The organism is Collinsella sp. AF04-24, from assembly GCF_003465685.1.
GTDB lineage: Bacteria > Actinomycetota > Coriobacteriia > Coriobacteriales > Coriobacteriaceae > Collinsella > Collinsella aerofaciens_AP.
In genome coordinates this window covers 1-23000 of record NZ_QSBK01000024.1, presented here as the reverse complement: position 1 = coordinate 23000, position 23000 = coordinate 1, and the positions used below count along the sequence as shown (strand labels likewise).

Annotated in this window: 18 protein-coding genes and 2 pseudogenes; 13 read left to right on the top strand and 7 right to left on the bottom strand. The window is 57.5% G+C overall.

The window, feature by feature from the left end:
• Window positions 1–138 precede the first annotated feature (138 nt).
• Window positions 139–846: a hypothetical protein gene (locus DWV32_RS08935; protein ID WP_117757926.1), complete on the bottom strand. Its 708-nt coding sequence runs from the start codon at window positions 844–846 to the stop codon at window positions 139–141.
• Window positions 847–961: 115 nt separating this feature from the next.
• Here DWV32_RS08935 and dnaX point away from each other — a divergent pair, with 115 nt between their 5' ends.
• From dnaX to DWV32_RS08920, 3 genes are read left to right on the top strand one after another with little or no spacing between them, the layout of a single operon-like run.
• A complete protein-coding gene (dnaX, locus tag DWV32_RS08930) occupies window positions 962–3442 on the top strand; it encodes a DNA polymerase III subunit gamma/tau (RefSeq protein ID WP_158566128.1) in 2481 nt (826 codons plus the stop codon).
• A 54-nt stretch (window positions 3443–3496) separates the two neighbouring features.
• Window positions 3497–3757 (top strand): hypothetical protein, encoded by a 261-nt coding sequence (locus tag DWV32_RS08925; RefSeq protein WP_099432547.1) that lies wholly within the window; start codon window positions 3497–3499, stop codon window positions 3755–3757.
• Entirely contained in the window at window positions 3750–4022 is a 273-nt protein-coding gene (locus DWV32_RS08920; protein ID WP_117757924.1) for a DUF4160 domain-containing protein, read from the top strand. The genes DWV32_RS08925 and DWV32_RS08920 overlap by 8 nt, the downstream gene beginning before the upstream one ends.
• 25 nt (window positions 4023–4047) lie before the next feature.
• Here DWV32_RS08920 and DWV32_RS08915 read toward each other — a convergent pair whose 3' ends face one another.
• Window positions 4048–4524 (bottom strand): hypothetical protein, encoded by a 477-nt coding sequence (locus DWV32_RS08915; protein ID WP_117757923.1) that lies wholly within the window; start codon window positions 4522–4524, stop codon window positions 4048–4050.
• Window positions 4525–4865: 341 nt separating this feature from the next.
• On the opposite strand from DWV32_RS08915, the gene DWV32_RS08910 reads away from it, so the two are divergent.
• The 7 genes and pseudogenes from DWV32_RS08910 to DWV32_RS08880 all read left to right on the top strand — a co-directional run bounded on the left by DWV32_RS08910 (window position 4866) and on the right by DWV32_RS08880 (window position 12648).
• Entirely contained in the window at window positions 4866–5186 is a 321-nt protein-coding gene (locus DWV32_RS08910) for a YbaB/EbfC family nucleoid-associated protein (RefSeq protein WP_006235174.1), read from the top strand.
• 13 nt (window positions 5187–5199) lie between these two features.
• Window positions 5200–5796 (top strand): recombination mediator RecR, encoded by a 597-nt coding sequence (recR, locus tag DWV32_RS08905; RefSeq protein ID WP_089573257.1) that lies wholly within the window; start codon window positions 5200–5202, stop codon window positions 5794–5796.
• Between the two features lie 245 nt (window positions 5797–6041).
• Window positions 6042–6947: a hypothetical protein gene (locus tag DWV32_RS08900; protein ID WP_117564927.1), complete on the top strand. Its 906-nt coding sequence runs from the start codon at window positions 6042–6044 to the stop codon at window positions 6945–6947.
• Entirely contained in the window at window positions 6944–8788 is a 1845-nt protein-coding gene (locus DWV32_RS08895; protein WP_117757922.1) for a hypothetical protein, read from the top strand. Before DWV32_RS08900 ends, DWV32_RS08895 begins: the two co-directional genes overlap by 4 nt.
• A gap of 3 nt (window positions 8789–8791) precedes the next feature.
• Window positions 8792–9730 carry an FHA domain-containing protein gene (locus DWV32_RS08890; RefSeq protein ID WP_117584186.1) on the top strand — a complete coding sequence of 313 codons (939 nt, stop codon included), beginning with the start codon at window positions 8792–8794 and terminating at the stop codon, window positions 9728–9730.
• Between the two features lie 327 nt (window positions 9731–10057).
• Window positions 10058–10324, top strand: a pseudogene (locus DWV32_RS10560) (methyltransferase); the annotation flags it as partial.
• Window positions 10325–11019: 695 nt separating this feature from the next.
• On the top strand, window positions 11020–12648 hold the full coding sequence (locus tag DWV32_RS08880; RefSeq protein ID WP_117757921.1) for an ABC transporter ATP-binding protein: 1629 nt from the start codon (window positions 11020–11022) through the stop codon (window positions 12646–12648).
• An 885-nt stretch (window positions 12649–13533) separates the two neighbouring features.
• Here the strand turns inward: DWV32_RS08880 and DWV32_RS10160 are convergent.
• The 3 genes from DWV32_RS10160 to DWV32_RS08870 form a co-directional block, all read right to left on the bottom strand.
• Window positions 13534–13713, bottom strand: coding sequence for a hypothetical protein (locus DWV32_RS10160; protein ID WP_147324165.1), 180 nt, complete (start codon window positions 13711–13713; stop codon window positions 13534–13536).
• Between the two features lie 30 nt (window positions 13714–13743).
• On the bottom strand, window positions 13744–13947 hold the full coding sequence (locus DWV32_RS10155) for a hypothetical protein (protein WP_124785779.1): 204 nt from the start codon (window positions 13945–13947) through the stop codon (window positions 13744–13746).
• Window positions 13948–14116: 169 nt separating this feature from the next.
• A complete protein-coding gene (locus tag DWV32_RS08870; protein WP_082421808.1) occupies window positions 14117–15475 on the bottom strand; it encodes a radical SAM/SPASM domain-containing protein in 1359 nt (452 codons plus the stop codon).
• Between the two features lie 443 nt (window positions 15476–15918).
• Here DWV32_RS08870 and DWV32_RS08865 point away from each other — a divergent pair, with 443 nt between their 5' ends.
• Window positions 15919–16398: an FHA domain-containing protein gene (locus tag DWV32_RS08865; RefSeq protein WP_187361855.1), complete on the top strand. Its 480-nt coding sequence runs from the start codon at window positions 15919–15921 to the stop codon at window positions 16396–16398.
• 477 nt (window positions 16399–16875) lie between these two features.
• On the top strand, window positions 16876–20415 hold the full coding sequence (nifJ, locus tag DWV32_RS08860; protein WP_117757919.1) for a pyruvate:ferredoxin (flavodoxin) oxidoreductase: 3540 nt from the start codon (window positions 16876–16878) through the stop codon (window positions 20413–20415).
• Window positions 20416–20770: 355 nt separating this feature from the next.
• Here the strand turns inward: nifJ and DWV32_RS08855 are convergent, their stop codons facing one another.
• Complete coding sequence (locus tag DWV32_RS08855) at window positions 20771–22132, bottom strand: ATP-binding protein (RefSeq protein ID WP_117634440.1); 1362 nt, start codon at window positions 22130–22132, stop codon at window positions 20771–20773.
• Between the two features lie 107 nt (window positions 22133–22239).
• Entirely contained in the window at window positions 22240–22389 is a 150-nt protein-coding gene (locus DWV32_RS10245; RefSeq protein WP_158549138.1) for a hypothetical protein, read from the bottom strand.
• Between the two features lie 435 nt (window positions 22390–22824).
• On the opposite strand from DWV32_RS10245, the pseudogene DWV32_RS08850 reads away from it, so the two are divergent.
• A pseudogene (locus DWV32_RS08850) lies at window positions 22825–23000 on the top strand (carbamate kinase); the annotation flags it as partial.

Below are 23000 nucleotides of genomic sequence, written 5' to 3'. Positions count from 1 at the left end.
CCCTCGTGCGTTTAAAGTTCGTTTGCGAGTGGCGGGCGCGGGGCCGAGCCGTTCGCGGTGGCATAGATGCTGCTAGTGTAGCACGCTCGGGTGCATGGGGAGGATAGCGGGATGCGAGGTTGCCTGTCTGGCTTGGCCTTAGCGCTTCTTCTTGTTCTTCTTCTGCTTGCGCTTGGTCTCCCGGGGCTTGTCGCCCTGCTTGGCCTCGGCGGCGGCCTTCTCGGCCTTCATTTTCTTCTTCTTGGTCTCGATGCGGAGTTTTTTGTTGATGCGCGCCTTAAGGAAGGAACCGAACTGCTCGGCATCGCCGCGGACGAAGGTGTCCTTGGGGATCGTCACGCCCTGGTCGGCGAACATGGCCACAAAGATGCGCTCGCCGTCGAGCACGTGGTCGAGCTTTTCAAACGGGAAGAACTGCGACTTGCCGCTCTTGCCCCAAACCATCAGGCCGTCCTCGTTGACGGCGACGCGGCGATAGCGGCCACCCATGGACTCGTCGGCCTCGACGGCGTCGATAAAGTCGCGGGCGAGAGTGTGGTGCAGGTTTTTGCTCCACCAGGCCAAAAAGGCGCCGAATACGATCAAGACGACGCCAAACTTGATCCAGTTGCCGCCGGCCACCAGCATGCCGATGCCGATGAGCGCGGCAATTGCCGCGGCGACATACAGCGAGCCGCGACGCCTGGGCGAGGCGACCAGGCGGGCGAAGTCGGTGACGAGGTCGTTTTCGTACTGATACTCGTTGAGGTACAGAATGCCGTCATCGGCCGCGGCCTGCGCCTCGAGCGCGACCTCGACCTGGTCGGCTGCTTCGGAGGGAATGAGGTTGCTCTCTGCGTCTGCCATGCTCTTTGGACTCCTATCGCGGCGGGCTCGCCGTACGGGTTATTATGAATGCAGTATGCCGTGCGACCGCATGGCCGTCGCGGCAACAAGTCTCAGTATACCCGGGGGAGCACCCATGGAATCGTTGTACCGAAAGTATCGCCCGCTCACCTTTGACTCCGTGGTGGGCCAGCAGCATATCGTCTCGACGCTCGAGCACGCCATCACCGAGGGGCGCCTGTCCCACGCCTACCTGTTCTGCGGACCGCGCGGCACGGGCAAGACCACCATGGCGCGCATCCTTGCCAAGGCGCTGCTGTGCCGCAATGCCGAGGCGGCGCGCGCCGAGGGTGCAAGCGGCTGCATGCCCGACGGTACTTGCGAGGAGTGCGAGCTCATTGCCGAGGGCAACCACCCCGATGTCTACGAGCTCGATGCCGCAAGCCGTACCGGCGTGGACAACGTGCGCGAGGAGATCATCAACTCCGTCAACTTTGCCCCGGTGCGCGGCAAGTACAAGATCTATATCATCGACGAGGTCCACATGCTCACGACGGCGGCGTTCAACGCGCTGCTCAAGACGCTTGAGGAGCCGCCGGCACACGTGATCTTTGTGCTGTGCACCACCGACCCGCAAAAGATTCTGGAGACCATCCTCTCGCGCTGCCAGCGTTTCGATTTCCATCGCATCGGCAACGAGGATATTGAGCATCGCCTGGCATATGTATGCGAGCAGGAGGGCTTCGATTACGACGACGAGGCGCTCGCCATCGTGGCGCGCCATGCCAAGGGCGGCATGCGCGACGCGCTCTCCACGCTGGAGCAGCTGAGCGTTTTTGGCAACGGTTCTGTGCATGCGGACGATGCCCGCTCGCTTTTAGGCGAGGTTTCGGACCAGATTCTGGGCGAGTTTTCCCGCGCCATTGCCGATCGCGATGTTGCCGAGCTTTATGGACTGATCCGTGCGCAGGTCGAGGAAGGAAACGACCTGCTGGAGCTGACGCGCGACCTGGTAGCGCATGTGCGTGACGTGTACGTTGCCTGCGTTGCCGGTGCCCGTGCCGAGCTGTTTGAGGGCGGCTCCGAGCAGGCCGAGGCGCTTGCTGCCGAGGCCGCTGCCTTTGGCGAGCATCCTGCCGACCGCCTGGCCCGCGTGCTGACGGTGCTCGACGATGCCGCACTGGAGATGAGGGGCGCGAGCGACGTGCGCCTGGTGCTCGAGATCGCCTGCACGCGTCTGGCACGTCCCGAGGCTGATTTAACGATTGAGGCATTGGCCGAGCGCGTGGCGCGTCTGGAGGCCATGGTTGCCAACGGCGCCGTGCCGGCGAGCGTGGCTGCTGCTCAGGCCGCCGCGCCTGCAGCATCCGTACCCGCTGCTGCCCAACAGCCGACGCTAATTTCGGGCGCTCGTGCTGCCGCTCCGGCGGCATCCGCTGCCCCCGCTGCTACGTCCGCGCGCCAGGGCGGTATGCCTTGGGACCGTGGTGCTGCTGTTCCGGCTGCCCAGCCTGCGTCCCGTTCTGCGTCCGTGTCAGCTTCCAAGCCTGCAGCGCCTGCACCTCAGCCTGCGCCGACTCCGACGCCTCAGCCCGTTGCGGCTCCCGCGCCTGCCACCGCTCCGGCACCTAAGCCCCAGTCCAACAATGCCGCCCAGGTTGCCGCCGCCGGTACTGCCGAGACGCCCGCGGTCGAGGATGCCGGAGAGCTGCAGCGCAAATGGGCCGAGGTTGTCGAGCGTGTCAAGGCGCGTCAGGCTTCCTACGCGGGGCTTTTGCTCAATGCCCGCGCCACGGCTGACGACGGCTCCAGGCTCACGGTCTCGTTCCCCGCGGGCTCGACCTTTGCCATCAAGATGCTTGGACGCGCCGACACGCAGTCGGTGGTCCTGCCGACAGTCAGTGCGGTCTTCGGTCGTCGTACCGTCGACTATGTCCTGGATGGGGGTGGCACGCCGGCTCCTCAACATGAGGAGCATTCTCCATCTGCACGGGCTGCGGTATCTGCGGACCCGCAACCCGTGTCCTCGGCGGCCCCTGCATCCTCGAGCGCCAGCGCGACGCAGCCAAAAGCAGCACCGATAGCGGCGCCGACCCCGTCGGCGCCTAAGCCCGTCATGGCCAAACCGGCTGCTCCGACACCCGCGCCCAAGCCTGCCTCGCCCGCGCCCAAGTCGTCTGACCTGGGCAAAGCCCCCTGGCTGCGCTCCGACAACCCCGCCGGCGCTCCTGCCACGGGCAAGCTCCCGACCGAGCCCGCGCCCCGAGCGCCCGAGCGCGCGTCCGCTCCCAAGGCTCAGCCCGCCGCGCCGTCTGCGCCATGGGAATCCGAGCAGGTGCCCTACGATGACGCCATGGTCGGCGGCTTTGCAGGCGATGCGAGCGGGGACGATCTGCCTCCGTTCGACGTGCCGGGTGCGACGCCCGCGCCCAAGCCCGCTGCAACTGCCCCCAAAGAGGAGGACGCTCCTGCAGCTCCCTGGGAGTCCAACCCCGGCGCGGGCAGTCCCTTCGGCCATCAGGGCACAGCCCCATGCATCCCGCAGACCGAGGACGAGGCCAAAGCCCTCATCCGCAGCGTCTTCGGTCAGTCCACCATCTTCAAACCGGTGGAGTAGCTGTACAGGCGGGTATACTGCTCAAGAAGAGACGTCTTTGAACGGAGCGAGCTTATGATGTGGGAATATGTCCGCCTTGAGGACGATACGCAGGTTTCGTATTCCGAAGTCCGTGAGGACAATACGGTGAAGGTCGTTGTGGAGCGCCCACGCGATTGGGGTTTTGACACGGCGGAGTGCATCTTGCCGGCATTCAATTGGGTGTCGCACGAGGGCTTTAGCGAAGCAGACCTCAAAGAACTCGATGATTTTGTACGCAACAATGCCCCGCTCATCCTGCGTTTTGCTTACGAAGGCGGACGGGTCTATGCCTAGTCTTTTCCGACTCGGGCCGTACATCATCTTTTTCTGGACAGGGGAGAACGGCGAGCCCGTCCATGTTCATATCGCGGTCAAGCGCCCCACCGCCGAGGCGACCAAGATATGGCTTACCCGCTCCGGCGGATGCAAGCTGGCCCATAACAAGGGCGATATTCCTGCTCGGGATTTACGCGATATCATGCAGTTTGTTTCATCTAACCATGCGCTGATTTGCAAACGCTGGAAAGAAACAACCGGTGGGCTGTCGTTTTACTGTTGAGAATCGCTTGCTGGGCTTAGGACCCCTAGCCCTTTAGGGGCTCTTTATCCGGGCGCATTTGAATTTCGGACATGTGTAGCGTGGTGCCGCGTGTCTCGCATTCGAGCAGGCAGATGCGTGACGGTCGGCCTAGGGTGCTGAGGTCGACACGATACGTCGCACGACTGTCTGTGTACTCGACTTGCATGTCGTTGGCAACTGCTCCGATTGTCAAAAAAGAGCCTGGCTCGGCATCAACAATCTTGGAATCTTTTATCTTGACCTTGAGCTCTTGGTAAAGGGACGGGCTGTTGTAGTAAACGGTCCGGGTCCCGTCGGTGCACTCATCGGTCGCTTCCCATTTGACGACGGGCTGGTCCGAGCTGGCTATCAGCAGTTCTGCTCCAAAGGCTATAGCATGGGTGATGACAACCAGTAATGCCCAGCCGACAAAGAGATAGAGAACCACATATGCAACGGGGTGTTTTGAGCGGATGTTTTGGAGCGCGTCGGGGGCATTCATGGGGGCACCTCCAAATTGCTGTCTGTGACAATCAAATTATACCCTGCTATCATGAGCGCCGCCTCGAGCAGCGGTTCGGCATTTAGCCATTTAGTGGTACGCAGAAAATGTCGGATTCCGGCTCTACAAGATTTAGCTTTCAATATTATGCAGATGCGAATTATTCAACTTCGCATAATCTTTGGGTGCGGTTTGCACTCCAGGACATGTATATCGACTGAGGTAGCGTGACTGCCCCGCTTGCTTGCCCCGCGCCGTGGTACGATTTTTGAGTTTGAAAGTCCCGCCGTGCTCCGGCTGCCCTTGCAGCTCGGCGTGCGGCCGCACGTAAAGGAGCCATCATGGCCGGTATGAACATGCAGCAGATGATGAAGCAGGCCCGCAAGATGCAGGAGCAGCTTGCCGCCGCGCAGGAGAACCTCAAGTCCCAGACCGTCGACGCCTCCGCCGGCGGCGGCATGGTCAAGGTGACCGTCAACGGCGAGATGGAACTCGTCAACCTCACCATCGATCCCGATGCGCTCGATCCCGAGGACGTCGATATGCTGCAGGACATGATCATGGCTGCCGTCAACGAGGCCGTTCGCGGCGTCAACGAGCTCGCCAACAAGCAGATGGGCGCCATCACCGGCGGCCTCAACATCCCGGGCATGCCGTTCTAAGACACGCATATATATGAGTGCGAATCACAGTCTGCAAAAACTGCTCGATGAGCTGGGCCGTCTGCCGGGCATTGGTCCCAAGTCGGCCCAGCGCATCGCCTATTACCTGCTCGAGGCCGATGCCGAGGAGGCGCGCCGCCTGGCCGAGGCCATCCTGGAGGTTAAGCAGGAGGTTCACTTTTGCAGCCGCTGCTTTAACTACGCCACGGCCGACGAGTGCTCCATCTGCCAGGATTCGATGCGCGATACCACTCGCATTTGCGTGGTGGGCGAGCCGCGCGATGTCCAGGCGATTGAGCGCACGGGCAGCTACCACGGTCTCTACCACGTATTGGGCGGCGTGATCAGTCCCATGGACAAGATTGGTCCCGAGCAGTTGCACATTCGTGAGCTGCTGGCACGCTTGGGCCACGAGGACATCCACGAGGTCATCATCGCCACCAACCCCAATATCGAGGGCGAGACCACGGCGAGCTACCTGGCCCGCACTATCAAGCCGCTGGGCGTTGAGGTATCGCGTCTGGCGAGCGGCCTTCCCGTGGGCGGCGACCTGGAGTATGCCGACGAGCTTACGCTTGGGCGCGCCATCGAGGCCCGTCGCACGATTTAGGTGGCGAGCCTGCTCCTGCCGTATGTCTTCATCGCGACGCACGGGGTAGCCATAATTTCCCCGTGCGACTGTAAGTTTGTTGTGCAACAAAGATGCTTTGTATCCGCTTATCGCATGGATGCTTCCACTCGCATCCTTAATTTGCCCATTCGTTGCGCAACCTTTTGGGTTCGCTGATACACTCAAATATGGATTCGAATGAATGCGCCGCTCCCGAGCGGCGTGTTTTTGTTGGAGGAGAACGCATGCGGCCCGGTGGCACTCAGACAAAGCGCGGCGCCGCGGTGCGCATGCGACGCCGACTGGGCTTGGCGCCGCGGGCGTACGCACTGCTGTCTTGCTCGCTGGTGCTGGTCATAGCTGGCGTTTCTGCCTATGGCATGACCGTGCCGTCCATGATGCAGGCACATGCCGCACGCGAACCGCGCGTGGGGCATGAGGTCAAAAGTGACCTGGGGACCACGACTGGATATGCTTGGGCAAGTGTGGTCGCGCATATTGTGTTTGGCACCGGCGACGCGGACGGCGCCGAGGCCCCGGACAACGAAGTCACGCTTGCCAATGGCAAAACCATCGTGCTCACCAACACCAAGATCATCGATCGGTTGTCCAACAATAGCGTGGCGGCAACGGTGAATAAGGTCGAGCAGCAGAAGGAGCAGGACGCCCAGCAGTCCGGAAAGCCCGGTAGCTCGGATACTTCTGGCTCCGGCTCGGATTCGTCGAGTTCGGGCGGTGGCTCTGGGTCGGGTTCCTCTGCCGGAGGGTCTGGAAACGGCGGCTCGACGGGCGGCAACACTGACAACGATGCAAACTCCGGTGGCCTTTCCGCTGCTGAGGAAGAGAGCATTCACAGCTGGCTTGTGACCAAGTACAACATGCTCGACGGCTATGTTTCTCGTGCCAATGACGTGGTCTCGACCTATAACTCTACGGGAGATCCCAGGCCGTGCGACAGCCTGGTCGGGGAGATGTTTGTCATTCGAGCCGAGTTCGGTCGTCAGACATTCTCGCCCCGGTCAAAGTGGTATCAGCAGTATGCCAATCTGTGGGGCTGTTACACCAACCTATGTCAATGGGTCGGCCATTACGGCGATGATGACGTCGCGCTCGGTAACTTCAACAATAACGTGGCGGCGCTTGCCCTATGATGACCGATCTTGCATCCACCACACCACAATCGCTCGGTCGCGATCCCATGGTCGGCCTGCGCCTGGCGCGTGTCGACGGGTTTGAGCCGGCCATTGCGCTCGGTCAGGACGAACTGCCTGCCTATCTGCGTCGTTTTACGATACTGTTTGCCGACGATGCCACCATGCGCCGTGGCGGTATCGGCCGCGTGACGCGTGCCGTCAACGCCCAAGGCGAGGCCGTGGCACTCAAGCAGCTCATCTTGCCAACGTGCGATGAGTTTGACGATGCCGCCGCCCATGAGGCGCTGGTCGCCAAGTTCAAAGCGGCGTTTCGCGAGGAATACGAATGCCATCGCGCCCTTTCGGGCCTTAAGGGCTTTCCCCGCCTCTATGGCTGGGGCGAGGTCGACGGTGTGCCTGCAATTGTCATGGAATGGGTCGAGGGCGAGACGCTCGCCCGCTTGCGCTCGCGCTTTGCCGTGGACGATGCCGGCCGCCTATCGCCGCTTGTGGCGGCGCGTCTGGGTCGCGACCTGTTCGATCTGCTCTGCCGTATGAGCCTGGTGGGCGAGGGCTTTGCCCACCGCGATATCTCGCCCGCTAATATTATGGTGCGTACGGCGCGTCTACCGCTTGACCGGCAGCTTGCCGAGGGCACCTTTGACCTGTGCCTGATCGACTTTGGCTCGTCGCTGGCGCTTGAGCCTGCGTCGGCCGTGGCCGGTACCGGCGGCAAGGCGTCGTTTACGGAGCGCTATGCCACGCTGCGTCGCGCGACGGTTGCCTATGCCCCGCCCGAGATGCTCACCGACGATATTCCCGACCTGCGCGCTTTGCGTATGTCGCCGGCGATCGACGTCTATGCCGCAGCAAGCACGGTTTACGAGCTCATTGCCGGCGCCGCGCCATACGAAGCCGCGCCGAGCACTTCGGGCACCTCGGGTTCGCGCAAAAAGACGCGCGACATCGCCAGCCCCTACCGTCTCAAGATGGACACGCTGCCCGACTATCCCATTGGTGCCCATGCGCCCGGTTGCGATTTGACTCAGCTGCTTCGTCGTGAGCCCGATGTGGCGCTCGCTGCGGCCGAGCAGGCCCAGCAGCTGGGGCTTGAGCCGGATTCCGAGGAGCTACGCGATGCGCTGGCGTTTGTCGATGCCCAGCTGTTCGACGTGGTGATGGCCTGTCTGTCCAGCCATCAAAAAGATCGTCCCGAGCCGGCGGCGGTCGAGGCGGCGCTCTCGGCGTTTTGTGACCACTATGCGCAAAATGTCGGTCGTTCGCTCCGCGGCGAGCCGCTCACGCCGTGCCCCATGGATGCGTCTGGCCGCGCGGTTCGTCGCGCGCTGATGGTCGGCGCGACGGTCGTCTGTGGCGTGGTTTGGGCTGTGGTCGTGGTTTCGGCCGCGCTGCTGGCGTCGGGCGCTCGCGTGACGGCGACTTTGGGATCGCTCGTGTGGTCTGGGTCGCTACCGGGTATTATTGCCGCACTGGCGTTGGCGCTGCCAGGCATAGCCGGCGTTGCCGCGGGGGCACTTGCGCGCGATCGGCGCTCGGGCTTCCTGCAGGGTGTGCTTGCGCTTTCTGCCTGCGAGGTTCCGGTGCTGGTTGTGGCTGCATGTAGCGTATTTTCCCAACGCGCCGTGATGGGCGGCCTTGTTGCCGCTCTGGTTGCAACCTATACGCTTACGTGGTTTTTGCTTGCGATGGGCTTTGCCTTTGAACTTCCCGTTTCGGCACCGCGACGCACAAAAGCCCAGATGGCGACTCCGCTTGCCGGTGGAGCCGCAGCTGTCCGTTCTTTTGGCGGACCTGTCGAAGTATCGTCCGATTCTATTTCTACGACCAAGGAGGCCTAGGTCATGGCATCTCAAGTTGAGCTCACCCCATGCGGGGCCATGTTTGACATCTTTAAGCGCGCAGCGCATCTGAGCCATATCGAGCTGTGCGGCTTGGTGCTTTCGTCCCGTCCGCTCGCCGACGGCCGCAGCCCGCAGAGCCGAGCCGCCGATCGCTCTTGGGTTTCCCGCTTTATCGTTCGCGCGCCGGTCGGCACGCTTCAGCAGCGCTACTTTGCCGAATACGGTACCTCGGCTGCGCGTATTATGTCGCAACTGGCCCTGCGCCAGCGCAATCCCATGGACTCCACGGCTGTAATCAATATGGTGTGCGGTCCTGCAGGTGAACCGATGGTACGCGCGCTCGAAGAGTGCCACCAGGACACGAATCTCTATCGCAACGCGCTCGATCGCCTGTCCCAGGCGGCGGAACTCATGCCCGCCGAGCGCGCCGAGGTCGTGCTGGTGCTGTTTGTCGCCGTCGGTTGTTCGGCGGATGTGCGGTCCTCGGTGAACTATGCCATCGACTACGCGAACGCGACCTGCGGCGGAGGCACATCCACGCCGCGTTCGCTTGGCATGTCGCTGACTGCGGGCGAACGCGAACCCGCCCCGGCGCACCCTTTGGGCTTGCTGCGCGTGCAAAACAGTTTTGTCGTGAGCGCCCCGCGCTGGATTCAGCCGAGTGAGCAGGGTGTTGAGATTGGCGCGCTGGCCACTGGTGAGGGCGATATTACCGACGTCGGCGACGATGTCTCGGCCCGCCATGCCCATATCTGGTGCGATGCTCAAAATATCTGGCACGTCGAGGACTTGTCGTCCACCAACGGAACCGTGGTGGTAAACGGGGCCACGCGCGTTTGCATTCAGGTCGAGCCCGGCCGTTCCGCCCAGCTCAATCCCGGCGACGAGCTCAAGCTCGGCGAATCCACTACCTATGCCATCCTCTTCGGTGCCCTCTAGCCGGCAGTTAAGGACGTTCCTTTTCTGCCGGCACTTGGGGACACTCCTCGGCGCGCCAGAGCCGGTCGCCTGGGGATGGAGAGGCCATTTTGGCCCTTGGCGGTCAGTCGGGGCGAAACTAGAAGATCTTTCCGATTCGCGGCTGTTCATGCTTGTAGAGCATCTAAAACAATAGGATGTTATTCTGGAATATGCCGGGTGCGTGAACTTGCCTGTCTTAGCCTTAATAAGGTATAGGGGAGTTTGGCTCAGGGGTTCCGTGTTGTTCTTCAGCGCAGTATTGTGGGACAGATTTGCTGAGATTGGCGCCTTACACCGCAGAGCGCACGGAAGGCTCTCGATTTGTGTTCTGGCCCCAGAATACAGGGCCTGATACTTACCAACTGTGGCATGGATGTAACATCTGTAGAAATCAACCCTTTTGTTGTCGACCTTTGTAAGAAAAACACTGCCATCAACTCTTTGGATGACGAAACTAGGGTGCTTGAGGGGAGCCTTTACTCCCCTCTGAGAGATGACTCATGTTTTTCGCTTGTCGTTGTGAATCCTCCGTTACTGCCGATTCCGGATGAGATTCCTTATCCCTTCGTTTGAGATGGAGGACAATCGGGTCTGGATAAAACACTTCGTATTCTTAAGGGTGGCGATACGCATTTAGAGAAAAACGGTAAATACTGCTAATAGGGGTGACGACGATGGTGCGGGGGCGACCCGCGATGCTCTCATCAATACGTCGGATACTTGGGAAATCAGGTCTAGATGCATGTATGATGATGCTGTGTGGCTATTCAATTAATCCGCGTTCCGAATGGGTGCAGGGTATAGCTGCGACATCGTATGCTTTTGACCCGGCGCGATACTCAGATATTTCTGAGGCGGTTGACGAAGTTTATACGCACTATGCCGCGCAAGGCGTTTCGGAAGTTTGCACATCTACGTTACGGGCTTAGGTTTCTTCAAGCGAGCAGGCCGGTTGCGTTATTTCGAGCGATTTTTCTAGTCTAGACGACAAAAGGCAAAGGATTTGATGGGTATAAAACGCGGACGTTTGTGGGCGGATGCTCAAATCTATTGTGGCAATCGGGCGGTTGAAAAAGATATTTCAACCGCCCGATTGCCAGGTTCGTCGGAGGAGATGTCCGATTCCGACTCTCTTGTAGGAAGAGCTTGAGATCGTATTGGCCCAAGGCAATCTTAAAGCAGTCTCATTGGCAAATCTTCGCTCCTGTTGTGTTGAGGTGTAAGGTATCAGTGATTGATGTTTTGTGGCGGGTAGATTGGGGCCTTCCTTGATTCGATGCGTTCTCTCGAGGTTCATCAGAGCAAAAGGGGCTTTCGTCTTCATTGCTATCACGGTGATTGGAACCGCTCTCTCCTATGCCATGCCATACGTGAACGGGAAATTCTTAGATTTTCTTCTCGGTAACCGCAGCGAAAGAGACGCCGTACTCTTCGCGCTCCTGGTTGCGTCAATAGGAGTTTTCTCCACCCTCTTTACTTATTTTGCAGGAACACTTTCCATTCGCATAACCACGAGACTTTCCTTTGATCTTCTCAGGGAGGCCGTCTTGCGTTTTGAAAGAGACGATTACTTGGTGAGTCGGACCATCGATCCAGCCTATACAACGCAACGGATTATTTCCGACTCCAGCGTGGTCTCATCCTTCGTTTTGGCGAATTTTATCAGTGCGCCGCTGTCCATTGTAGCCATTCCCATCGTATTGCTTATCATATGGTCAATTGATTCAACTCTCGCGGTGTTTTCCATCATTCTCCTCATCGTGTATTTCTGTGTAATTACTGGGTTGAGGAAACTTTTGTATAGGGTCACGTATGAGAAGAAAGAGGCGGACAGCGCCTTTTACGCCGCAATTGCATCGCAGCTTAATCAGATTCTCAACATTCAACTGACATCTTCGTACGGCAAGAGCGAACAAGCGCTCGACGCTGGGTTTAAGAGCTATTTTCCCAAAGTTTTGCGCTCCGGAAAGCTATCATATTCTCTGACATCGCTCGATGGTCTTTTCGCAGCGTTGTTTCAAGCGGTGATACTTGTTGTTTCCGGAGTACGAATCATTAACGGAACTATGTCAATAGGCGAGTACACTATCATCGGTACATACTTCGCGGTTCTCTTTAAGACTTTGAAAAGTATGATGTCATTGTTCAAATCCTATCAAGATGCCAAAGCATCATGGGATAGGACGGCTATCGCGACGAGAGAAAAGGAGAGATCGGGGTGGAATCGGACCGATTTAGCTAAACTCGATGAAATAAATGACATTTCGGTATCTGATTTGGAATTCTCGGTTGCCCTTCCAGACGGATCTGTCCGAGAGGTCCTCGGCGGGTTTTCTTTCAAGTTTTCCGGTCCTGGTACATATTGCATAGTTGGGGAAAACGGAAGAGGCAAGACGTCACTTCTTTACTTGATGCTCGGGCTATACTCATCGAAAGGCAAAGTAAAATACAACGGCGTGCCAATCGAAGAATGCGACTTGGATTACATACGTGCGAGAGAGATATCGTGCTGCCCACAGTCGTGCTTCGCGCCGGACGAAACGGTGAAAGAGCTGTTAGAGTATTTCGACACGCCCTTTTCTTCCTATCACCGGGGTGTAGATGGCCTACTTTCGCTGGAAAACAGCGTGAAGGAGTTGCTCGGGAAACGTTGCTCCGCGCTTTCGGGCGGTGAGCTGCGCCGAGTGTACTTATGGTCGGCGATTTCACGCAAGTCGTCAGTTTTGGTACTCGACGAGCCCACGACTGGGTTAGACGCTGTAAGCCGCGCCGAGCTTGCGGCCTATGTTAAGCGCAACAAGCAAAGCCAGCTGATCATCGTTGTCTCTCACGATGACGAGATGGTCGGCGCGGTAGAAGAGGTAGTGGATTTAGGCAGCATGTACCAGGGTAAATGATGACAAGTGTAGTGCTACCCAACTGGCAGAGATAACAAAAAGGCGATGCAGATGCACGGAGCATTCAGGCGGTTCGGACTCGGTGCCTTCACGCCATCGCAACGCTTTCAGATATAGTTCTCGTTCTCTTACTAAAGGAAACTTTAGTCTACGTCATCTTGTCGAGACAGAGGTGAAGCGAAGTGTTGTCGCGACGTATCTTATTCCAGGTGGCTCAGTATCAGCGTGAGAATCGCACCAAAGTGTACTTACGATTCTCGTGTCCCACGGACAACATGAGCTGAGCATTGAGGTTCCACCCTTTGCTGCAACTACACGGGGTTGGACGGCAATGAATATGCCGGGCCGCATACCACGCGCAGCGGGGGTCCATGTCCCAGTATGTTGCCTACAGCAGCCTCGATGTCCACGCACACATCATCTCTGCCTTCGCGTTCAATCCATTTGCCGGAGAGTGCGAGGGTTGCCAGGCCGTAGAATTCGAGCCGAAAAATGAAATGCGGTATCAGCGCATAGGATTAAACTGACGATTGCTTTGCACTGAGAATACGCTTGGAAAGCCGCTATGGGTGGCGGCCCGGGTTAAATAGAGAAGCCCGTCCGATCACTTTCATGTGGCGAACGGTCGGGCTTCTTATTCCACTTGCCAATGCTCGGCTCATATTGGAAGAAAGCTACGCTAATGTTTGCGTGACACTCCTATTTTCTCCGAAGAAAGAGTCGGATAATGAAGAATAGAATTAAAAAAGGTGCCAGATATAACGCAAGTATAAAGGCTAATCCAACGAGACCTTGCAATAATGGCATAACTCCTCCCAGACACGAGATTTTGGTATTTGTTCCCATCTTATTCTGAATTGGACCAAATAGTCCCTAGCCACAAAACTACTCGTCAACTGGATCGCACCAATCTGCTGGCAAAACACAGCTTGATTCTTTATCGACATAGCACCAATCCGCAACAGGGCACTCGGCGATGTCGTAAAAATTGCATATATCAACTCCAAGACAACAAGGCTCAACGGGAGGATGTTCATTTGAACCAACAGGATGGATATGCTTCATAACAGCTCCTCACCTTAATCCAATTAGAGACTACGTTTGATCAATGCCACAGTGATCTACAACGCAGATGCTGCCGCCATCCATGTCATAGTCGCAGTAATCGTATGCACCACAGCCATCTGCTTTATCATAAACAGTACAGATGTCAGTAATGCCCAAGAGGCAGTCAAAAGACATCGGCTTCACGCCTGCCTCGTCGCCACTTCCTGGATTAATCGGATGAATATGCTTCACGACTACCTCCCTTTGAGTGCAGAAAAACCTCAATATTGTGTATAACAAACCAAGATGTCTAGTTCACCATATTTCTAGAATGGTTTCGGCGAACGTAGCAATAAGCTTCGCAGACGGTAATCAGAAGAACGAACACCTCCACAATGGTGACAGCAATGCGCTGAACCGCTTATTCCGATACAGTAGCTTCTCGTTGATTTTTCTCCTGCGAAGATGAGTGGCGGGAAATAAGGTCAAAAGCCATCTCGTAGCACATCTTTCTATATTCACATGATGCAGGGTGTAGACTCTTGGGCAAGTAGCCGTGCTCGTCTGCAGCCTCCCAGCTACAGCCCCCACCACAGAAAGACCGAGCCCAACAGTCCGTACAGTCAATTCTTTTTTCGACACCCTGACTCCAGTTTTCAATATACCTAGTTTCGTCAATTCCGGTGACGATGTTGCCCATTTTGAATCGCATCATCCCGACAAACCTGTGACAGGGGTATACGTCCCCTTCGGGAGTCACGGAAATAAAACGCCTGCCAGCCCCGCATCCGACAAAGGCGATCCTGTTGCTCATAATCAAATCAACTGCAGTTTTCAATGTTCTAAACAAGGGCTTTTCCCCTTGATCAATCTGTTTGAGATATTGATCCGCCAAATCTATTAGGCCCGCCCTGATTTTGTTTAATGAGTGTTCGTCGAGTTTGATATTCTCATCGAATGAGCTCACGGGCGAGAAGTAAATCCTTCTGAAGCCCATCTCTTTAAACTGAAGATAGTCTTCAACAAGGTTACAGTTATTATTTGTTAAGGTCGCTCTTGCGCCGAAGGGGAACGACTCGGAAAAACGACGAACGTTTTTGTCGATATCGGAGAAAGAGCCGCCTCCCGTCTTGTACGGGCGCGATGCATCGTGCTTGCATCCTGTACCATCGAGACTAATCAGAACAGAAAACCCGTGCTCCTTGAAAGAATTCACAGCAGTGTCATTCAAAAGCGTTCCGTTGGTCGTAATAGAATAGGTAAAGTTTCTATTGGGGTATATTCTTTTTGAATAGTCGACCGTTTTCCATATCAGCGGCTCGTTAATCATGGGTTCCCCACCAAAAAAGACGATCGCAAGCGTTTCGTTTTCCGATGAACTTGCGACGAGGTAGTCGACCGCCTTGAAGGCTATCTCGTCTGTCATCAGCAGAGGAGACGTTCCATAATCTCCTTTACCGGCAAAACAGTAACTACAACCAAGGTTGCATGCATGTGAAACGTGGAGTTCGATGGATCTAAGTTTTCGAGGCGTGTCTTTTGTTAAGAAAGTCCGCTCAGACAATCGTTGATACTCATCAATGTCGTCTTCAAGTTCTGCTATGGTCGTTTGGTCGTAGCCTTTCGCAGCAAGTGACTTTGTTAGCAACTTCGAGTTGACCGTTCTTCCCGATGCTTCAAATATGCGAAGCGCATCTTCTGATGCTTGGTCAACCTGAAAGCAATTGCGAGTGACCTCATCGAAGCAGTAACGACGATCACTTACTGAGAAAAAATGCATACGTTCCTCAATTTCATGCTGGACTGGCACTAACCTTGTTTATTGTTACGCAGCTATAAAAAACCACCAGCGGGGATTCGGTGTGCGGCCCAATCGGACTCCCAAAAGGTTCTATTTGAGACTGGCAAGCTTTGTGTTGTTGGCACTTCGACAGCGCTCTTTATTCCAACATGGAGCCTCGCAGTTTGAGTCGACTTGCCTCTGGAAGGTCCGATCTCAACTTGATTTAGGATGAAAACAGATTACAGGCGCGCTCCTCTAGAAAGAAAGGAAACCAATCGCCGCCTTTCACCAGGAAAGTTTTTATAGCCCACCTCGAGCAAAATGAAAGATGCGAGAGCGATTGGGGAACAACGCGAATCTCCCCTTTTGGGTGGGAGCGAGCCTTCAGCCACCGGCGAACGACTCGCCCTGGTCAGAATCTGGAAGTGGTGCCGGGCCGCTTGGGCCTCCCCGGTGACTTCGTGGGGCTTACCTGCCTGACGTCGAGGAGTACATCCGCAAGATTCGTTCCCTATGCCGTTTGCTCTCACGCCCGCCTTGGTTCCAAGTCGGGCGAGCACGAGGTCGCGCCGGCGCATCCGCTGGGACTGCTGCGCGTGCAAAACGGCTACGCGGTGAGCGTCCCGCGCTGGATTCAGCCGAGTGAGGAAGGCGTCGAGATCGGGGCGCTGGCAACGGGGGAGGGCGGCATCACCGATGTGGGCGATGACGTTTCGGCTCGCCATGCCCACGTGTGGTGCGATGACCAAAATGTCTGGTACGTTGAGGACCTGTCGTCCACCAACGGAACCGTGGTGGTAAACGACGCGACGAACGTCTGCACCCAGGTCGAGCCCGGCCGCTCCGCCCAGCTCAACCCCGGTGACGAGCTCAAGCTCGGAGAATCCACAACCTACGCCATCCTCCTCGGCGCCCTCTGACTCATCTCCTAAATAAGTTGCGGTGAAATAGGGGCTGTTTAAGGCTACGGCCGGCAAAAACAGTTCCTATTTCACCGCAGCTGCCATTTGGTCCCTCGGTGACGGAAGGATCAATTTTGCCCTTGATGGTCACCCAAGGTAAACCTTTACCGCCCGCCTATATTTGCCGAAATTACACTTGACGGCGGGGTACAATAAACCCGCATGCGGATTTCCGTTGCGGGCGCTTCCCATCGCCGGGGCGTGCCCGGGAGCATCCGGCATGCGGCCTTTGCGGCGCTCGGTCATGTGCAAGACGGGTAGCTGGGCTTGTGGAGCGCGTGCAGCCCTCCTCGCCTCGGCATGCCTTCTCTCCACGCCATGTACCTGCTGCTGAGCCTGCCTGCCAGATGATTGGAAGCAACAGCGAAAATCCCATCACGCCAACATCCCGGCGATCGCCGGGGCCTGTATACCTATATGAGAGGAGAGGGGTATATGGCGCGTAAGTTTAAGTCTATGGACGGCAACGAGGCGGCCGCATATGTTTCGTATGCGTACACCGAGGTAGCGGGAATCTATCCCATTACGCCGTCCAGCCCGATGGCCGACCATGTCGACCAGTGGGCGGCCCAGGGTCGCAAGAATATCTTCGGCACCCCGGTCAAGGTCGTCGAGATGGAGTCCGAGGCAGGTGCAGCCGGTACCGTTCACGGTTCGCTGGGCGCCGGTGCTCTGACCACCACCTACACGGCTTCTCAGGGTCTGCTCCTGATGATCCCGAACATGTACAAGATCGCGGGCGAGCAGCTCCCGGGCGTCTTCCACGTCTCCGCGCGTTGCGTCGCTTCCCACGCCCTGAACATCTTTGGCGATCACTCCGACGTCATGGCCTGCCGCCAGACCGGTTTCGCCATGCTCGCCGAGGGCAACGTCCAGGAGGTCATGGACCTCTCGCCGGTGGCTCACCTTGCCGCCATCGAGGGTAAGACCCCGTTCCTTAACTTCTTCGACGGCTTCCGCACCAGCCACGAGATCCAGAAGGTCGCCATGTGGGACTACAAGGATCTGGCCGAGATGTGCGACATGGACGCCGTCCAGGCTTTCCGCGACCACGCGCTCAACCCTGAGCACCCGCACACCCGCGGCAGCCACGAGAACGGCGATATCTTCTTCCAGAACCGTGAGGCCTGCAACAAGGTCTACGACGAGCTTCCCGCCGTCGTCGAGGGCTACATGAAGAAGATCAACGAGAAGCTCGGCACCGATTACGGCCTGTTCAACTACTACGGCGCTCCCGATGCCGATCGCGTCGTCGTGTGCATGGGCTCCTTCTGCGACGTGCTCGAGGAAGTCATCGACTACCTCAACGCTCATGGCGAGAAGGTCGGCCTGGTCAAGGTTCGCCTGTTCCGTCCGTTCTCCATCAAGCACTTTGTCGACGTTCTCCCCGAGACCGTCAAAAAGATTGCCGTCATGGACCGCACCAAGGAGCCGGGTTCCATCGGCGAGCCGCTCTACCAGGACGTCGTCTCCGCTCTCTACGAGGCCGGCAAGACGGGTATCAAGGTCGTCGGCGGCCGTTACGGCCTGGGCAGCAAGGACACGCCTCCCGCGTCCGCGTTCGCTGTCTTCGAGGAGCTCAAGAAGGACGAGCCCAAGCGCGAGTTCACCATCGGCATCGTCGATGACGTGACCAACCTGAGCCTGCCCGAGGCTGAGGATGCGCCCAACACCGCAGCCCCCGGCACCATCGAGTGCAAGTTCTGGGGTCTGGGTGGCGACGGTACCGTCGGCGCCAACAAGAACTCGATCAAGATCATCGGCGACCACACCGACAAGTACGTTCAGGCCTACTTCCAGTATGACTCCAAGAAGACCGGCGGCGTCACCGTCTCGCACCTGCGCTTTGGTGATTCCCCGATCCGCTCGCCGTACTACGTGACCAAGGCCGACTTTGTCGCTTGCCACAACCCCAGCTATATCGTCAAGGGCTTCAAGATGGTCCGCGACGTCAAGCCGGGCGGTACCTTCCTGGTCAACTGCCAGTGGAGCGACGAGGAGTTCGCCGAGCACATGCCCGCTGTGGCCAAGCGCTACATCGCGAACAACAACGTCAACGTCTACCTGATTGACGCTATCGACCTGGCCGCCAAGGTCGGCATGGGCAAGCGCACCAACACGGTGCTCCAGTCCGCCTTCTTCGCGCTGGCCAAGGTCCTGCCCGCCGAGGACGCCCTGCAGTACATGAAGGACGCGGCTACCAAGTCCTACATGAAGAAGGGCCAGGCTATCGTCGACGCCAACCACAAGGCCATCGATGCCGGCGCTACCGCCTTCCGTAAGTTCGAGGTTCCGGCCGACTGGGCTACCGCCGAGGATGCCGCTCCCGTCGAGCTCTCCGAGGAGACCAAGTCCGCTATCGCCCAGCAGGTCAAGAACCTGCTCGAGCCCATCGATCGCATGGACGGCGACAGCCTGCCTGTTTCCGCCTTCGTCGATTGCGCCGACGGCCAGTTTGAGCTGGGCGCCTCCGCATACGAGAAGCGCGGCGTCGCCGTGGTCGTTCCCCACTGGGACGAGACCAAGTGCATCCAGTGCAACCAGTGCGCCTACGTGTGCCCGCATGCCACCATCCGTCCGTTTGCGATGACCGAGGACGAGGCTGCCGCCGCGCCCGAGGCTACCCGCACGCTCGACGCCATGGGCCCCAAGGCCAAGGGCATGAAGTTCACCATGGCTGTGTCCCCGCTCGACTGCATGGGTTGCACCAACTGCGTCAAGGTTTGCCCCAAGGGCGCCCTCGAGATGGTTCCCACCGAGCAGGAGATGGACCAGCAGCCCGTTTGGGACTACATGGTCGAGAACGTCTCCGAGAAGAAGGAGCTCATCGCGGCCAACGTCAAGGGCAGCCAGTTTAAGCAGCCCTACCTGGAGTTCTCCGGCTCCTGCGCCGGCTGCGCCGAGACCGCCTATGCACGTCTGGTGACCCAGGTCGCCGGCGACCGCATGTTCATTTCCAACGCCACCGGCTGCTCCTCCATTTGGGGCAACCCCGCTGCCACCGCTCCTTACTGCAAGGACAAGGACGGTCACGGCCCGGCGTGGAACAACTCCCTGTTCGAGGACAATGCCGAGCACGGCCTGGGCATGGCCGTTGGCTATGAGGCCGTTCAGCACAAGCTGATCGCCGCTACCCAGGACATCATCGCTGCCGATGGTCCGTCCGATGAGCTCAAGGCCGCCGGCCAGGCTTGGATCGACTCCGTCAACGACGCCGAGGCCTCCAAGACCGCTGCCGCTGCCTACGTTGCCGAGCTCGAGAAGTGCGGCTGCGACGCTTCCAAGGCGATCCTCGCCGACAAGGCTTACCTCACCAAGAAGTCCTTCTGGATCTTCGGCGGCGACGGCTGGGCCTACGACATCGGCTTCGGTGGCCTGGACCACGTCCTGGCTTCCGGCCACAACGTCAACGTCTTCGTCTTCGACACCGAGGTTTACTCCAACACCGGTGGTCAGGCCTCCAAGGCCTCGAACTTGGGCCAGGTCGCTCAGTTCGCCGCCGCCGGTAAGGTGACCAAGAAGAAGTCTCTGGCCGAGATTGCCATGAGCTACGGCTACGTCTACGTGGCACAGGTTGCCATGGGCGCCAACCCGGCTCAGACCCTCAAGGCCATCCACGAGGCCGAGGCCTACGACGGCCCGTCCCTCATCATCGGCTACAGCCCCTGCGAGATGCACTCCATCAAGAAGGGCGGCATGCAGAACTGCCAGGCCGAGATGAAGAAGGCTGTCGAGTGCGGTTACTGGAACCTCTTCCGCTTCAACCCCGAGGCTGCTGCCGGCAAGAAGTTCTCACTCGATTCCAAGGAGCCCGCGGGCGGTTATCAGGAGTTCCTGATGAACGAGGCCCGTTACGCTTCGCTGACGCGTTCCTTCCCCGAGCGCGCCGAGGAGCTCTTCAAGGAGAACGAGCAGGCCGCTATGGACCGCTACGCTCACCTGTTGAAGCTCAAGACGGTGTACAACGAGGCCTAGGTCTCCCACCGCAGGATCTGAGGGCTAACCTTCGCGGACGTCCTCGGACATGAAAGAACCCCCGCTGCGCACTACGTGCGGCGGGGGTTCTTTCGTCCTGCGGAGTGTCCGCGAAGGTTAGCCCTCAGATCCTGCTACGACTACGTCCTCGGATTGTGGGGCTGAATGAAGGACGTGGCTGTGGGGGTGCCTTGTCCCGGTCGCTGTTTCGCGGCGTGGCCGCGAAACCACGCGCCACTTTGGGCATGGAGGGCTAGCTGATTGTGGCCTTCTGCTGCCCCAGTGCTGTTTCGCGCCTTTGGCGCGAAAGGCGCAGTACTTTGGGCGTGGGGGCTGGCTTGCGGACTCAGATGACCTAGAGAGATATGGGTGCAAACGAGAAATCGTTGTTGGGGTCGTCCTTTTCCATAAACTCATCGAGACAGAATGTCATATAGATTGGAACGTAAAGGATCTTGCCCTCTTTGCAAAGGTTTTCGTGGCTCAGCACAACGGCCTCGGGAATTTTGTACTCGCCCACACTCATCAAACGGTCGAGGGCTGCATGTGCTCGAACTTTCTTGCCCGATTTGACTTCGATTGGGACAACATGCCCGCGGGCACCTTCGATTACAAAGTCGACTTCACCGACCTCACGCGTTTGGTAGTACCACGTATCTGCTCCGAGGGCAACGAGTTCCTGTGCGACCACGTTCTCATAGAGGCCGCCGAGGTTGGGGGTTTTCATGTCAAGGTAGACGGCGCGTGCCGTGCTGCCGGGATACCGCGATGCGAGCATACCTGTATCGGACTCGTATAGTTTAAAGGCCGTCGTTTTCTCCGTCCTCTTGAGAGGACTTCGTGCCTCCGTCACCTGGGGGACCATCAATCCAACGCCTGCGTTCACCAGCCATAGGAAATCCTGCTCGTATTTTTGAAGACGAGCTCCCTCGCCTAGAGACGAGACGATAAAGCGATGGGACTCCGCCTCAAGCTGAACGGGAATTTGCTCGAAAATGGAGCGAACGTTAAACGCTCGAGTCGATGCATATTTAGAGATATCGCTTTTGTACTGATCGACTAGCTGAATTTGAAGCTCACGCGTTCTCACGAGCGAATAGCCCGAATCGATATAGTTCTGAACGACCTCCGGCATGCCGCCGCAAACGATATAGGCTCTAAAGTTTTTGAGCATCGCCTCATGAATAAAATTTTCGACGGGACGCCTCTCGACAAGGCAGCTGCGGATGTCTGCAAGCACATTCTCGCTGACGCTGTTTGCCCAACAAAACTCTTCAAAATCCATCGGCCGCATAACAATGTGCTCGACATACCCTACCGGAAAAGAAGAGATCCCCTTAAACTCAGTCCCAAGCATAGACCCCGAGAAGACATAGCTAAAGCGTCCGTCCTCGACCAGCGCCTTCATAAGTGTAACGATCTGCGGATACTCCTGAATCTCATCGACGAAGATAAGCGTGTCTCCTTCAACAAGCGGTGCATCCGCAAGAAGGGCCACACGGTTGATGAAGTCAATGGAGTTCTTAGCGCCAACAAGTACGTCTCTTGCCTCGGCATCAAGTAGCAGATTGACCTCATAATACGAAGCGTAGTTGCTCTTTCCAAACGCGCGAATCGCATAGCTCTTGCCAATCTGACGCGCACCGGTAACAAGCAGGGCCTTATGGGAGTTATTCTTCCAGCTCAAAAGCCTATCAGTGACTTTGCGGCGTAGCATTAAAACACCTCATTGACAAAAATTGGCAAATAGATTTGCCCCTAATCATACAAAAATTGACAAATAGATTTGACCCAAATCATACAAAAATTGGCAAATAGCAAAGCTCACTTAGGCCTCAAAGCCAGCGAGCCAGCACGGTACTTTGCGAAAAGGCTGGCGGCGCCGTTGTTGAGGGTGGCCAGGTTGACAGTGGCGCCGTTAGCGTTCTCGGCTGCTTGGGCGCGCAGGAGCGAAAGGGCGTCGGTAGCGTTCATGCAGAAGCCGACGGTAAAGTTCCATACTGCGAACTCGCAGTCGCTTGCCGCGGGGTGAAGCGCGATCGGCTATCCCTTATGTTGGATGAAAAGCCCCATGTTTTTGCAGGGGTGCATACTCGTCAAATTAATGTATAGAATCGCGTATAGTGCGAGTAAGATATTGCGCTGTCCGTTTTGTGTTTAGCAAAGATATAGTTTGCATAATCTGGTCTAATCCCTGCTCTATTTAAATAAAGTTGCACGTAAATGGCGTAGATATGCCTGAACTGGGCTTCTTTACGCTGAGCGGGTAAAATCGACCGTTCGCCGCTTAGGTATTTTCAAAATGAATAAAATGAGCGATAAAGAGAATATAAACCTTAATAAACTCGCGTATCGCACGGACGCGGGTTATTAATGGGTTGTAGGCCTTTTACAGAAAGGATTCCAGCAATGTCTAAGCCTCTTGGCAAGCCCGATCGTATTGTCGTCGCCCTCGGCGGCAACGCCCTCGGCAACAACCCCGTCGAGCAGATCGAGGCCGTGAGCAACACCGCCCACGCTCTCCTTGGTCTTATCGAGCAGGGCAACGAGATCATCATCACCCACGGCAACGGCCCGCAGGTCGG

Bases quoted from the DNA above. Each gene is read 5' to 3' on its own strand.
- DWV32_RS08935 (WP_117757926.1), bottom strand. From the start codon at position 846: ATGGCAGACGCAGAGAGCAACCTCATTCCCTCCGAAGCAGCCGACCAG.
- dnaX (WP_158566128.1), top strand. From the start codon at position 962: ATGGAATCGTTGTACCGAAAGTATCGCCCGCTCACCTTTGACTCCGTG.
- DWV32_RS08925 (WP_099432547.1), top strand. From the start codon at position 3,497: ATGATGTGGGAATATGTCCGCCTTGAGGACGATACGCAGGTTTCGTAT.
- DWV32_RS08920 (WP_117757924.1), top strand. From the start codon at position 3,750: ATGCCTAGTCTTTTCCGACTCGGGCCGTACATCATCTTTTTCTGGACA.
- DWV32_RS08915 (WP_117757923.1), bottom strand. From the start codon at position 4,524: ATGAATGCCCCCGACGCGCTCCAAAACATCCGCTCAAAACACCCCGTT.
- DWV32_RS08910 (WP_006235174.1), top strand. From the start codon at position 4,866: ATGGCCGGTATGAACATGCAGCAGATGATGAAGCAGGCCCGCAAGATG.
- recR (WP_089573257.1), top strand. From the start codon at position 5,200: ATGAGTGCGAATCACAGTCTGCAAAAACTGCTCGATGAGCTGGGCCGT.
- DWV32_RS08900 (WP_117564927.1), top strand. From the start codon at position 6,042: ATGCGGCCCGGTGGCACTCAGACAAAGCGCGGCGCCGCGGTGCGCATG.
- DWV32_RS08895 (WP_117757922.1), top strand. From the start codon at position 6,944: ATGATGACCGATCTTGCATCCACCACACCACAATCGCTCGGTCGCGAT.
- DWV32_RS08890 (WP_117584186.1), top strand. From the start codon at position 8,792: ATGGCATCTCAAGTTGAGCTCACCCCATGCGGGGCCATGTTTGACATC.
- DWV32_RS10160 (WP_147324165.1), bottom strand. From the start codon at position 13,713: ATGAAGCATATCCATCCTGTTGGTTCAAATGAACATCCTCCCGTTGAG.
- DWV32_RS08870 (WP_082421808.1), bottom strand. From the start codon at position 15,475: ATGCATTTTTTCTCAGTAAGTGATCGTCGTTACTGCTTCGATGAGGTC.
- nifJ (WP_117757919.1), top strand. From the start codon at position 16,876: ATGGCGCGTAAGTTTAAGTCTATGGACGGCAACGAGGCGGCCGCATAT.
- DWV32_RS08855 (WP_117634440.1), bottom strand. From the start codon at position 22,132: ATGCTACGCCGCAAAGTCACTGATAGGCTTTTGAGCTGGAAGAATAAC.
- DWV32_RS10245 (WP_158549138.1), bottom strand. From the start codon at position 22,389: ATGAACGCTACCGACGCCCTTTCGCTCCTGCGCGCCCAAGCAGCCGAG.